The sequence below is a fragment of the Ignavibacteriales bacterium genome (assembly GCA_026390575.1).
In the GTDB taxonomy this organism is placed as follows: Bacteria; Bacteroidota; Ignavibacteria; order UBA10030; family UBA10030; genus Fen-1298.
The window spans coordinates 590,827-604,459 of record JAPLFR010000016.1; the positions used below are offsets into that span (position 1 = coordinate 590,827).

The following is a 13,633-nucleotide window of genomic DNA, read 5'->3' on the forward strand; positions in this document are numbered from 1 at the left end:
AATATATGATTTCTGTTTCTGTTGTTGGTGCATCAGGGTATTCGGGTATTGAACTTTTAAAGATCCTCGCTCGGCATCCCGGCGTGCGGATAGACAAACTCTTTGCAAATTCTTCCGCAGGCAAACTTCTTGCCGATGTCGTACCCGTGTTCAGTAAAACATTAGACAGAGTGCTTGAGCCGTACTCTATTGATAAAATATTAAAGAACGATCTCATTTTTGTCGCACTTCCATCAGGCGAAGCGATGAATCTTGTGCCGGCGATGCTTTCTGCAGGAAAACGGGTCATTGACCTCGGCGGCGACTTCCGCTTACAAGATACATTATTGTACGAACGGTACTATAAACGAACCCACTCCGCAAGCGCAATTTTACAACAATCTGTGTACGGATTGCCGGAATGGAATTCTCCACAGATCAAATCGGCATCTCTTATCGCTAATCCAGGGTGCTATCCAACAAGCGCCATCCTTCCGCTTGCTCCTTTGTTGAAAGAAGGCATAATTGAACCAACTGGCATTGCTGTCAGTTCCCTCTCGGGTGTCTCCGGCGCCGGACGCAGTTCCTCAATCGAGATGTCGTTTGGTGAGGTGAACGAATCGGTACGTGCATACAAAGTCGGCACGCATCAACACATTCCGGAAATTAAAACGGTATTGGAATCACTTTCCAACACGCAAGTGAAGTTCTCGTTTGTGCCTCATCTTCTTCCCATCACACGCGGCATTTTTACTTCATCGTATGCAACATTGAAAAAGCCCGTGCAGGAACAGACAATTCTTGCGGTCTATGAAAAATATTACGCAACAGCGCCTTTCGTTCGCTACTCGGCATCGGCAATTCCGGAGATTAAAAATGTTACGCACACCAATTTCATCGATATAGGTTTCCGTATCAATCAAGAAGATGGACAGCTCATTGTTCTTTCTACGATCGACAATCTCATAAAAGGCGCAGCGGGACAAGCTGTGCAAAACATGAATATCATGTTTGGACTCAATGAAACAGAAGGGTTACAATAATGGAAATTGATGCATCTCAAGAATGCACCGGCGGTGTAACAGCTGCACAAGGATTTATTGCCGGCGGAATTTATTGCGGTATTCGTAAAGCAAAAAAGGATCTCGCTATTGTGCAGTCGGAGAAACCGGCAGTGGTTGCCGGTGTTTTTACACTGAACAAGGTCGTTGCTGCACCTCTGTTGGTTGATAAAATTCAGCTCAAGAATTCAAATATCTGCTCAGCGGTCGTTGTCAACAGCGGCAATGCCAACGCATGCACGGGTGAGCAGGGAATGCAAGACGCGTGGACAATGGTCAATACAACCGCCGAGGTTCTTCATCTGCCGCGTGAGCAAGTGCTCGTCTCTTCCACCGGTGTCATCGGACAATATCTTCCAATGGAAAATGTCTTGAATGGCATCCACGATCTTTCAACAAAACTTACTACAGATGGAAATAAAGATGCCGCGGAAGCGATCATGACAACGGATATTTTTCCTAAGGAATGCGCTTTGCGGTATTCCATCGGTTCTTCTGTTATCACAATTGGCGGAATGGCGAAAGGTTCCGGCATGATTGCGCCGAACATGGCAACAATGCTTGCGTTTGTTACCACCGACGCTTTCATCACGCCATCAGCGTTGCAGTCGGCGCTGCGCATTGCAAACAATCATTCTTTCAATCGCATTACCGTCGATGGAGATATGAGCACGAACGACATGCTGCTCGTGCTTGCTAATGGATTAGCGAAGAACGAAGAGATTAAGGAAAACACTCCTGCGTTTTACCGGTTTCTTGCCGCACTCGAATACGTTCTCATCAAACTTGCAAAGATGATTGCTCGCGACGGTGAAGGCGCTACAAAATTCATAGAAGTTGTCGTGAGCGGAGCGGGAACGGAAGACGAAGCTGTACGAGCTGCACGAGCTGTAGCAAATTCCAATCTCGTCAAGACTGCGCTTCACGGCGCTGATGCAAACTGGGGACGTATTCTTTGCGCTGTCGGTTACTCCGGCATTGATTTCGATCCGGCACATGTGTCGATTGGCTTTAACAATTTGCCCGTGTTGAAACCGAATTACGAAATTGTTCTTGATGAAGAAAAGGCAAAGGCGACGCTCTCACAGGATACTGTCACAGTGCAGATTCATCTGCACCAAGGCTCTGCGGAAGCGCGCTTCTGGACGTGCGACTTAACAAAAGAATATATTCACATCAACGCAAGTTATCGTTCATAATTGCGAATGAACTACAATTACTCCTGACAACTGAAAACTGATTACTGAGAACTTGCATGCCACACACCCAAACTAAAGAAGACGTTCTTATTGAAGCGTTGCCGTACATTCAAACGTACGAAGGTAAAACATTCGTCATCAAATATGGCGGCGCGGCAATGAGAGACGAACGACTCAAAGCCTCTTTTGCCCAGGATGTAACAATTCTCCGCAAGATCGGCATCAACATCATCATTGTGCACGGAGGTGGAAGAGATATTACCGATCTCGCTTCCGCATTGAACATTCCGACTCGTTTCGTCGACGGACAGCGTTATACCGACGAAAAAATGGTTGATGTAGTTCTCATGGTGCTGGCAGGAAAACTGAATAAAGAAATTGTCAATCTCATCAATACAAACGGCGGCAATGCCGTTGGTCTTTGCGGTATGGATAATGGATTGCTCAAGGCACAGCGCATTACAGAAAAAGATCTCGGTTTGGTTGGTGATGTGAGTTTTGTGAACACGGCCTTTTTAAATCTCCTTTTAAATAATGGAATGATGCCGGTCATTGCTCCCCTTGCTGTAGGAGAAGACAACAAAATACTGAACATCAATGCCGATCTGGCGGCGAGCGCCATAGCAATCGCATTGAAAGCAGAAAAACTTGTCTATCTGAGCGATATCGAAGGCGTGCTGGTGGATAAGCAGTTAATTTCATCTCTGACATATGCGGAAGCAGAATCGCTCATTGAACGCGGGGCAATTCACAGCGGAATGATTCCGAAAGTACGCTCAGCTTTTACCACGCTCGATGCTGGTGTCAATAAAGTTCACATTATTGATGGGCGCATTAAGCATTCACTTCTTCTGGAAATTTTCACCGACGAAGGTGTCGGGACCCAAATGATACATCCATCATAGGGAATACGAATATGGAAAAACAGCGACGTCATCTTACAATCAAACAAATTCTCGCCAGCCGTACAATAACGACGCAAAGCGAATTGGCATCCGCGATGCGGAAGGAAGGTTTTAAGACTACGCAAGCGACTCTCTCGCGAGACATGAAAGAGCTTGGCATTGCATGGGTCTATACACCGAGCGGCGCAAAATATATGCTCAGCCCGGAACAGGAAGAAGAACGTATGACCACGCTCATCGGTTTTGAAATTGAACAGATTGATGCAAATGAAAGCATTGTAGTCATTAAGACTCTGCCCGGTCGGGCACAGGGTGTTGCAGAAATAATAGACCATCTTCGTCTCCCATCTGTTCTTGGTACGCTTGCAGGCGACAACACAGTATTTATTCTTCCGCGTTCGATTAAGAAGATCAAAGAAACCATCAGTGCGCTTCGCGGCGTTCTTGAAAAAAACAAACAAGTATAAACACAGGCCTTACTCTTGAAATAAAATTGAATAATGAGCAATGTATTTCCACACGATTGATATTGCCCATCCGCCGCTTACATCCGAGATCGCCGAGGAAGTGCTTGATGATGAAGTGATCCATGTCCGTTTCACACAAAAATGGCGCGTGCTGAAAGTAATCCATGGTCATGGGATAAACGATCGTCCTGCAGTATTGAAACAAGTTGTTTATAACTGGGCGTATCGCAATCGAAAGCATCTGAAGGCGGTCATTCCTGGAGAAGAATACAATATTGTAGATACAAGAACACAAGAAATGCGAAAACAATGCGGTCAGGTAGCGGATGTGGACCTTGGTGCGTCAAATCCTGGCATGACGTTAATTTGGATAAAATAATTGTTTGAGTAGTTGAGAGTAGTCGCTGAAAATATTAGTAAGTGATGTTACACAATGTCAGTTGATTTATAGCCACGACCTGTCCCGAAGGGATGGCGTTGCCAAAGGTCGTGGCAATATTTTGTTGCATTCTGCGTAATATCAATTAGTAATTGAACTATTGAGAGAATATAATAATCAGGAGAATACACTTGAAAAAAGAACGAATTGCCGTCGCGTACTCCGGCGGCCTTGATACATCGGTCATTGTGAAATGGCTGCAGGAAAAATACAATGCAGAGATTATTACTGTTACCGGAAATTTGGGACAGAAGAAGGAACTTGCAGGCGTGAAAGAAAAAGCGCTCAAGACCGGTGCAAAGAAAGCATACGTTCTGGATTTGCGAAAAGAATTTGTGGAAGAATATATTTGGCCGGTGCTCAAAGCCGGTGCGATCTACGAGTTTAACTATCCGATGGCAACAGCAATTGGCCGCCCGTTGCTTGCAAAATCCTTAGTGGAAGTCGCTTTGAAAGAAGGATGTTCCGCGGTTGCGCATGGCTGCACAGGGAAAGGAAACGATCAGGTTCGTTTTGAAGTTGCCGTTGCGGCGCTCGCCCCGGAATTAAAAGTGCTTGCGCCGGTGCGTGAGTGGGAATTTAAATCGCGTGAAGAAGAAATTGCGTACTGCGAGAAGTATGGCATTCCAGTTTCCGCAACGAAGAAGAATCCCTATTCAATCGATGAAAATCTGTGGGGCACTGCGATCGAGTGCGGCGTATTGGAAGATCCGATGGTCGAACCGCCGGCCGATGCGTATCAACGAACAGTACCAGCGAACATGGCGCCGGATGAACCAACGTACGTCACTATTGAATTCAAGTTTGGTGTTCCCATTACATTGAACGGCAAGAAAATGAGCGGTGCAGAATTGATCGACCGTCTTAATGACATTGCGGGGGCAAACGGAGTCGGCAGACTTGATCTTGTTGAGAATCGCCTTGTCGGTATTAAGTCCCGCGAAGTGTATGAAGCTCCCGCGGCGACAGTTCTTCACTTTGCCCATCGCGAGCTTGAACGGCTTGTGCTGGACAAAGACACCGCACACTTTAAAGCCAAACTTGCCAACGATTACGCCGACATGATTTATAACGGATTGTGGTTCACACCTCTTCGGGTTGCAATGGATGCGTTTGTGAATGAAACACAAAAAGTAGTGTCCGGATTGGTGAAAGTGAAACTCTATAAAGGCAATCTCGATATTGCTGGGCGCACTTCGCCTTCTTCACTCTACGATACGAAGCTGGCGACGTACACAGAGGAAGATTCGTTCGACCATAAAGCGAGTGTCGGCTTTATCAAAATCTATGGCTTGCCGATAAAAACATTTTATCAGGTGAATAAAGGCTTACTGAAGAAGAAAAAGTAGAACATAAATTACATTGCATTCACTCAAAAGCCGATAGTCATAGACATCGGCTTTTTTATTCCAAACAGAACTTGAATTTCACCGCATTTCTTGCCTGATTACTACCAAACATCCATATCAATATCAGGAAATTTCGTGCTTCGTTCATTTTTCACAATACTTCTTTTCACTTCGAGCATTATAGCTCAGGTCAAAATCGATTCTGTCCTGCAAAAATCTGTTCCGCTCTATACAAACAAGGATACTTTGTTTCTACAGGTCCAGCGTCCGGACAAGGATACCGTACGGACATTTGCCCCTCGTTATCGGATAGCCGCCTGCACACGACCTGATGCGAAAGCATTCATCAACAGTAAGCAGACAAAAGTGTATGCAAGCGGCGCTTTTGTTGATCTCCTGCCGATACGTGTCGATACTAATACTTTTCGTTTCACAGTAAAATCTGCCACAGGAGATTCGCTGTGGAAAGAATTCGTCATCATCCGTCCGCAGCCGATGAAGAATTCCCCGCATGATACGCTCGTCATCGAACAAGCGATGATGGAGCCTGCGGAAGATAGTTGGCTTACATCCGGCGATGTATTGGAAGTGAAGTTTAAAGGAAGTCCGGGGTGGGAAGCATCGTTTGATATACCGGATGTTGAATCAGGTATTCCCATGCGAGAACTGTCGCCCGCCGAAGGCGGCGGATTTGCCGGGATCTACATTGGCCGGTATATCGTGAAGCCGGCAGATGAAGCACGAGACGTGCAAATTAAATTTCGTCTCAAGAAAAGTTTTTGGAGCAGCGAAAAGGCTTTATCGAAGGCAAAAATATCAATACTACAAAAAGATTTGCCGCGCATTGCAGAAGTTGTGGGCAAGCGTCCATATCTCAATGCCGGGCTCGGCGAAGATCGGCTTGGCGGTTCGAAGCTGGGTTTTCTTCAAGAGGGGGTTCGAGTAGAAATCAACGGTAAGATCGGCTCCCAATATCGTGTTAAACTTTCTGCATCTATGGAAGCATGGCTGCCGGAAGAATTCGCAAAACTTTTACCGTCTGATACACCGCTGCCGCGCGTGCTCGCCGGAGCCATTTCTGCAACAAGCAACGGCCCGGAAGACATTGTCACACTTCCACTTTCCGAAAAACTTCCCTACACCAGTGAATTGTTCGTTCACCCCAATGCACTTGCTGTCGATGTCTATGGTGCAACATCGAACACAAATTGGATTTCACAGTCTCGTTTCGTAAAAGGAATCGAGAGCATTACATGGAAACAGGTTGCCGCCAATCAGTACCGCATGATTATCGACCTGCTCTATCCGCACTGGGGGTACGATATTGATTATACGGGCAGTTCACTGCGAATAAAAATCCGCAGGCCTCCTGTGGTTGCTTCGCCTGATTCAGTCCTTTCAGGACTCATGATTGCTGTCGATGCGGGACACGGCGGCGACAGTCATGGTTCTATCGGTGCAACCGGAGTGCTTGAAAAAGATGTGAATATTTTGATGGCTCGTCATCTTGAAACAATCCTCACTTCTAAGGGCGTTCAGGTTGTGCTCACGCGTACAGAGAACGACGTTCCGGCGATGTCCGAACGTATTGATAAAATTATTCGTTCCAATGCACGTTTGCTTGTAAGCATTCACTGTAACTCTGCAGGCGATGCATCCGATCCAATTGCGCTCAGAGGCGTCAGCACGTATTACCGGTCTCTTGGATTCAAACCGCTTGCCGATATTATGTATGATAAGATGCTTGCACTCGGATTGAAACCATTTGGCGAGGTGGGCGGTTTCAACTTTACGCTCAACTCGCTGACGCAGCTGCCAAATGTATTGGTGGAAACGGCGTTTCTTTCCAATCCTGAAGATGAAATGCTTCTACTGGATGATGGATTTCGGAAGAAAGTGGCAGAGCAGATAGTAAAGGGATTGGAAGAGTTTGTCAGAACTTATACGGAAGTGAAATGATATTGGAAACATAAAGCTGTTGCACCTTTTCACTTTTTCCTTGCTTTCATTGCTCCCTCCCCTATTTTTAAGTAAATTGAATGAAGCAGTTCTCTTATATCAATCATTATTACTCGGATATCGATCATGCCTACTCAAACGCTTTGGGGCGGAAGGTTTAAAGAACCTCTTGCTGAAATCGCACTAAAATTTTCTTCTTCCATAGAGTTCGACAAAATACTCTACGAGGAAGATATTGCCGGAAGCATCGCACATGTGGAAATGCTTGCAGCGTGCAAAGTACTGACGGCAACTGAGATGCGGCGTATCCGTACAGCCCTGAAATCAATCCAGAAAGAAATTGAAACCGGTAAGTTTGATTTAACTGCCGAATACGAAGACGTACACATGGCAATCGAACAGCGGCTGACACAAAAAATCGGAGCGCTCGGCGGAAAACTGCACACGGCACGAAGCCGCAACGATCAGATTGCACTTGACGAACGGTTATTCCTCCGCACTGCAATTCGCGAAATCAGCAAACTTGTCATCAATCTCCAGCGCGTACTGCTTTATAAATCCGAAAAAGTTTTTGGCGTATTGATGCCGGGGTACACACATACGCAGCGCGCACAACCGATTTTGCTCTCTCATCATCTCCTGGCGTATATTTCCATGCTGGAGCGCGACTTTGAGCGGTTGCAGGATTGCAGCAAGCGTCTGAACAAATCACCGCTGGGGGCCGCAGCGTTTGCCGGAACATCATTTCCCATTGACCGCGCAATGGTGGCAAAGAAACTGCACTTCGACGGGATTGTCGAGAACAGCATCGATGCCGTGAGCGATAGAGATTATCTCATTGAATTTACTGCCGCATGCAGTATTCTTACGATGCACTTAAGCCGGTTTGCAGAAGAATTGGTGCTGTGGACGACGAAAGAATTCGGTTTCGCTCAAATCAGCGATTCCTACACCACAGGCAGCAGTATTATGCCGCAGAAAAAAAATCCTGATATGGCAGAGCTTGTGCGTGGCAAAACCGGCCGCGTGTATGGCGCGCTTGTGAGTCTTCTCACCATGATGAAAGGATTGCCTCTTGCGTACAACCGCGATATGCAGGAAGACAAGAAGCCGATGTTCGATGTCGTGACAACTGTGCGGCAATGCCTCTTCATTTTTGCGCATGTGCTCGTTCATACAACTTTCAACAAAGCGCATTTGGAAGAAGAACTTCGTACAGATTTCCTTTCGGCTACAGATATGGCAGATTATTTGGTGCGCAAAGGATTGCCGTTCCGGGAAGCACATGAGATTACCGGCAAAGTAGTGGCATACTGCATCGGCCGAAAAATGTACTTTGGCAATCTTGATATTGAAACGTTGCAACAATTCTCTGCTAAGTTCAACGGCGATGTGTTTGACTTTATCCTGCCGCAGAACAGCGTGAACCAAAAGCAATCGGCTGGCAGTACAAATCCGCATGAAGTGAAAAAACAAATTGCTTCATGGCGGCGCGTGCTGGGAAAACGAAGAGTGTAAGTTTTCCGTCGTTGTATGAAAACGGGAATGCCGTCTCGATGATCATAGAGAGAGAAAAATGTGGCTTCCTGTCCAAAATGGATGCTGCATTCTCATGATTGAAACAACAATCTATGTTTTTATTCTTACTCCAATCTGCTCCCATACAAAATACACGGGAATTTCCAGCAGGACGATAATCAATCCCGGTGTGGTGTATTGCGAAGTTTTTTTTACATCGCCTTTGAAATGAAGAGTTTGATAACGGCGATAATTCAAAGCGATTCAACAGTCTAAAACACCAATTTACCATCCTTAATCCTTCGTTCTGCAACTTAATTTTGGGAAAACAACCTTCTGAGGTTACCTTGTGATTGATTTTTCATAGCGAAATAACAACATCAATCATTAACATAAAGGAGTAATCAGATGAAAAACTCAAGTGTCGTAAATATAAAATCTATTTTAGGACTATTACTTATAACAACCTCCAGTGTTTCTTTCTGTCAACAGGCTGCAATTGTTAAATATTTGACCGAGTTACCAAAAAACTTAAAATTGGATAATAATCGTCCTCAGACCTACAACGTTTCTATACATTGGATAAACAGGGACTTAGATGGGAACCTGATCAATAATAATATTGTGAAAGCGAAATATGCGAGAGGATTTGAAAATGGCTTTGTCAGATGGGAAGATGTACGATTGACGAATATCCGAGACACAGCCCAATATGAGAATCAATTGACAGAGCTGAATGGGTTAACATACAAAATTATCGGTGACAATTTCACAAAAAAAGAGTTTTATGATAGTTTTCCTAAAGAAGGTATGGACATTGATATAATACGATGGTTGGTCCAAGATGCTGTTGGCATTGAAGTCTATGGGTGGATGTATTTTGATAGTTTAAAGTTCAATCAAGTCTTTTATCCGAATTTCTTTAAGAATCAAAGAATCAAAATGGAAAACTACGTTAATTTTACGAGTCAGGGGCTGAGTCTCTGCTGGACAAGTATATCAAAAATGAACAATGAAATGTGCGCGATTATTCATTATCAATCAATGCATAATCCCATTGATGCAAATACTGATGTTATGAAACTGCATGGTCGATCAACATACTGGGGCGATATTTGGATTTCATTGACCAATAAACATATTGAATATGCCACAATGAATGAGGATGTCATATTTAAGATGATCTTAACAGCAAATAAATATGAACAAAAATTAGATCTTCAACGTGAGGTGGTATTTGAGAAAACCAACTAATCTCGCAGTATATTTATCCAAATGAAGACATAAACTATTCTGGATTATTATTGACGCACAACAGTAGAACAAATCAGATAAAAGATTACTATGGCAATTATGAAAGTTACCATTATGAAAACCCCAAAGAAAATATCACAACAACCATTGCTCACGTTTCTTTTAGCCATTATTTCTTGCGCTATCACTGCGATATATTTTAAATGGGAGCAAACAGGAAAATTCTTTGTTCCGGAAACTATTTTGGTGTTTGCTGTCATGTTCGTTGCGGGATTTATCATGATGGTCCTTGCTTGGCGAATGATGAAGTATTTCTCAAATAAATCTTCTCAACAATTAGTGAAACAAATGATCCCGGCAATTATTTTATTTTATGTTGCCTGGTATATAGTCTCGAATACAGTGATTAGTATCGGTGATTTTATTTGGTTCCTAATACAAGGATTAGATTTAAGTGGTTTTATCTCATACTTACTCAATGTCGAAAAAGTTTTTGTCAAGCCCGAGTTACCGGATTTTTTACTTATATTCACCATTATTTTCTTCTACATTTTATGGCGCCAATCTATATTGCGTGAGCAAAAACTAAGAGAGGAAAATCTGATTTTTCAAAATCAAACGTTAAAAGATCAGATAAACCCCCATTTCCTCTTTAATAGCTTAAATACCCTTTCGTCGTTAGTAACTACACAAACCGAAATAGCTGAACTTTTTATCAACCGGTTATCATCGATATACCGATATATTTTGGAGAATAGCCCGAAGGATAAAATTCCTCTGCAGTCTGAATTAACATTTATCAACGATTATTTCTACCTCTATAAGATACGGGATGAAGACAAAATACAACTTACTATAGATATAAAAGATGCTGATAAATTTGAAATATTGCCTGTTTCCCTGCAGTTGTTGATTGAAAATGCTATAAAGCATAACATGGCCACACGCGAGAATCCGTTGATAATTATTATCTATCTTGAAGATCAATACGTTGTTGTGAAAAACAACTTACAGAAAATGGCAACGCAACTAAAGTCGACTAAAACAGGACTAAAAAACCTCGGTGAACGTATAAGGTTGATGACGGGTAAAGAACTTGTTATTGAGGAAACAAAGACTGATTATTTGGTTAAAGTGCCTCTCATATAATGAATATATTAATTATTGAAAATGAAAAGCCAGCAGCTGATAAATTGCAACGGCTTTTAAGGAGCATCGATCCAACTATTTCGGTTGTTGGAATATTGGAATCGGTCGAACATTCAGTAGACTGGCTGCTCAAAAATGATGCCCCTGATCTGATCTTGATGGACATTCAGCTTGACGATGGCATTTGCTTTGAGATATTTGAATCTGTGAAAATTAAGAGTCCAATTATTTTTACGACTGCATATGATGAGTATGCCATCAGGGCATTTAAAGTCAACAGTGTCGATTACCTTTTAAAGCCGATAACAAAAGAATCATTAGCGTCTGCAATAGAAAAATTGAGAACTCTTTTCCCTGTTCAAACCTTCAACAATGAAAAGATCAATCATATCTATGAGCAATTGGGAGCACAACATAAGACACGTTTTTTTGTAAAGGTTGGCGAGCATTGCCGATCAATATCGACGAATGAGATTGCCTGCTTCTACATCGTGGAACGCTGTACGTTCTTCATGACATCTTCGGGAAAATGCTACGACGTGAATTATTCATTAGAGCAACTTGAGAAATTAATAGATCCGCAACGGTTCTTCAGGATAAACAGGCATACGATCATCAACATCAGCGCGATTACCGACATCATCAGTTTTTCTTCGAACAGGTTAAAAATAAAAATAGCCAATGAAGATAAAGTCGGAGAACTTTTGGTGAGCCGTGAGAAGGTGACGGCGTTTAAGGAATGGTTAGACAGATAATATATTGTATGATTCAAAATGATGGCTTAAAAGATCGCTGTCCGTTTCTTCATAATTTATGGCAAATCAATTCAGTTGAGGATCCAGTCATTTCATGATGCCAGTTGCGAAGTTTTTTACATTTAGTCATTCTCATATACAGTTGACGACTTCTTCCATATAAAATACACCGGAATTCCCAGCAGGACGATAATCAATCCCGGCCACGTGTAGTTGGGTTTAAATATCAGAAGATCTATCGAGATAGCAGCTGCAAGAAGGATATACAAAGCGGGAATAATCGGATAGCCGAATGCTTTATACGGCCGTTCTGCATGTGGTTGCTTTTTCCTAAGAATAAATATTCCGACAATCGTTAAGATGTAAAACAGCAACACAGCGAAGACAACATAGTCGAGTAGATCACCGTAGGTGCCAGAGAGACACAGGAGACAGGTCCACACACACTGCACTATCAACGACGTACCAGGGACAGATTTATTGTTGAGCACTCCTGCTTTTTTAAAAAACAATCCATCTTGTGCCATTGCAAAATAGACACGTGCACCAGCGAGTATCAATCCATTATTACACCCGAATGTGGAGATCATAATCATAATTGCCATGATCACTGCAGCACTGTCTCCAAAGATAACCGATGCGGCAGCTGTACCAACACGATCGCTCGCAGCAAATTGAATTCCCTTTCCTACAGCGTCTGTCGCTTCCGGAGAACCTGTTAACGGCAGGACCAGCAAGTATCCGATATTTGCAAGAAGATATATGAGAATTACTGTTCCTGTCCCCAATGCGAGACTGAGCGGGATATTTTTCTTCGGGTTGCTCACCTCACCGGCAGTAAATGTAATATTATTCCAAGCATCCGCAGAAAAAAGAGAACCGACCATTGCAACCCCGATCGCGGATAACAACATCCAACCGGAAAGTGGTGTTAGAGAAACGATCTTGCCATCTGCAATTTGAGTCCAAGTTGCATTCCAGAAGCTGCCGACGTTTGCTGCAAGTGCAGAAGTATTTCGACCGATGAAAAGTGCGAGGAGAATAAATCCAAGAAGCGCTAAGATTTTTGTAGCCGTGAAAATATTCTGTACAATTTTCCCTTCCTGCAAACCGCGCATATTTACAAACGTGAGCAGAACAACGCTTGCAATAGCGAGAATCTGTGCAGCTGTAATATGAAACGTGCCAAGAGAAAGAAGAATGTGTTGTTCGCTGAACCACGGAATGAGCACACCGGTGAATTTTGCAAAAGCGACGGCCACCGCGGCAATAGTACCGGTTTGAATGACGAGGAATAACGTCCATCCGTAAAGAAATGCTATAAAAGGATTGTACGCTTCACGAAGATACGCATACTGTCCGCCGACATGAGGCATCATGCCGGCAAGCTCACCGTAACTGAGTGCTGCGATCACGGTCATCACGCCCGTAATGAACCAAACCAATAACAGATATCCCGGGGCTCCGACGATGCGCCCGATATCAGCACTGACGATAAAGATACCGGAGCCAATCATTGAACCGATGACAATCATTGTCGAATCGAGTAATCCCAGTCCGCGCTGGAATTGATGGAAAGGTTCAGATGTTATCATTGTA

Annotated in this window: 12 protein-coding genes; 11 read left to right on the forward strand and 1 reads right to left on the reverse strand. The window is 43.5% G+C overall.

The window, feature by feature from the left end; genetic code table 11:
• The first annotated feature begins 5 nt into the window (after positions 1-5).
• The 11 genes from argC to NTX44_15480 all read left to right on the forward strand — a co-directional run bounded on the left by argC (position 6) and on the right by NTX44_15480 (position 12,034).
• The gene (gene argC, locus NTX44_15430; protein MCX6123003.1) at positions 6-1,022 is read left to right on the forward strand and encodes an N-acetyl-gamma-glutamyl-phosphate reductase; all 1,017 of its coding nucleotides are present in this window, start codon (positions 6-8) and stop codon (positions 1,020-1,022) included.
• The gene (gene argJ, locus NTX44_15435) at positions 1,022-2,239 is read left to right on the forward strand and encodes a bifunctional glutamate N-acetyltransferase/amino-acid acetyltransferase ArgJ (protein ID MCX6123004.1); all 1,218 of its coding nucleotides are present in this window, start codon (positions 1,022-1,024) and stop codon (positions 2,237-2,239) included. Before argC ends, argJ begins: the two co-directional genes overlap by 1 nt.
• 56 nt (positions 2,240-2,295) lie before the next feature.
• The gene (gene argB / locus NTX44_15440; GenBank protein MCX6123005.1) at positions 2,296-3,144 is read left to right on the forward strand and encodes an acetylglutamate kinase; all 849 of its coding nucleotides are present in this window, start codon (positions 2,296-2,298) and stop codon (positions 3,142-3,144) included.
• 11 nt (positions 3,145-3,155) lie between these two features.
• Positions 3,156-3,611, forward strand: coding sequence for a hypothetical protein (locus tag NTX44_15445; protein MCX6123006.1), 456 nt, complete (start codon positions 3,156-3,158; stop codon positions 3,609-3,611).
• Positions 3,612-3,651: 40 nt separating this feature from the next.
• Complete coding sequence (locus NTX44_15450) at positions 3,652-3,990, forward strand: hypothetical protein (GenBank protein ID MCX6123007.1); 339 nt, start codon at positions 3,652-3,654, stop codon at positions 3,988-3,990.
• A 191-nt stretch (positions 3,991-4,181) separates the two neighbouring features.
• Positions 4,182-5,399 (forward strand): argininosuccinate synthase, encoded by a 1,218-nt coding sequence (locus tag NTX44_15455; protein MCX6123008.1) that lies wholly within the window; start codon positions 4,182-4,184, stop codon positions 5,397-5,399.
• Between the two features lie 135 nt (positions 5,400-5,534).
• Entirely contained in the window at positions 5,535-7,358 is a 1,824-nt protein-coding gene (locus tag NTX44_15460; GenBank protein MCX6123009.1) for an N-acetylmuramoyl-L-alanine amidase, read from the forward strand.
• 126 nt (positions 7,359-7,484) lie between these two features.
• A complete protein-coding gene (argH, locus tag NTX44_15465; GenBank protein ID MCX6123010.1) occupies positions 7,485-8,876 on the forward strand; it encodes an argininosuccinate lyase in 1,392 nt (463 codons plus the stop codon).
• A 408-nt stretch (positions 8,877-9,284) separates the two neighbouring features.
• On the forward strand, positions 9,285-10,130 hold the full coding sequence (locus NTX44_15470; GenBank protein ID MCX6123011.1) for a hypothetical protein: 846 nt from the start codon (positions 9,285-9,287) through the stop codon (positions 10,128-10,130).
• A 90-nt stretch (positions 10,131-10,220) separates the two neighbouring features.
• Entirely contained in the window at positions 10,221-11,279 is a 1,059-nt protein-coding gene (locus NTX44_15475) for a histidine kinase (GenBank protein MCX6123012.1), read from the forward strand.
• Positions 11,279-12,034: a LytTR family DNA-binding domain-containing protein gene (locus tag NTX44_15480; protein ID MCX6123013.1), complete on the forward strand. Its 756-nt coding sequence runs from the start codon at positions 11,279-11,281 to the stop codon at positions 12,032-12,034. Before NTX44_15475 ends, NTX44_15480 begins: the two co-directional genes overlap by 1 nt.
• 122 nt (positions 12,035-12,156) lie before the next feature.
• On the opposite strand, the gene NTX44_15485 is transcribed toward NTX44_15480, so the two are convergent.
• A complete protein-coding gene (locus NTX44_15485; protein MCX6123014.1) occupies positions 12,157-13,629 on the reverse strand; it encodes an amino acid permease in 1,473 nt (490 codons plus the stop codon).
• Positions 13,630-13,633: the final 4 nt, after the last annotated feature.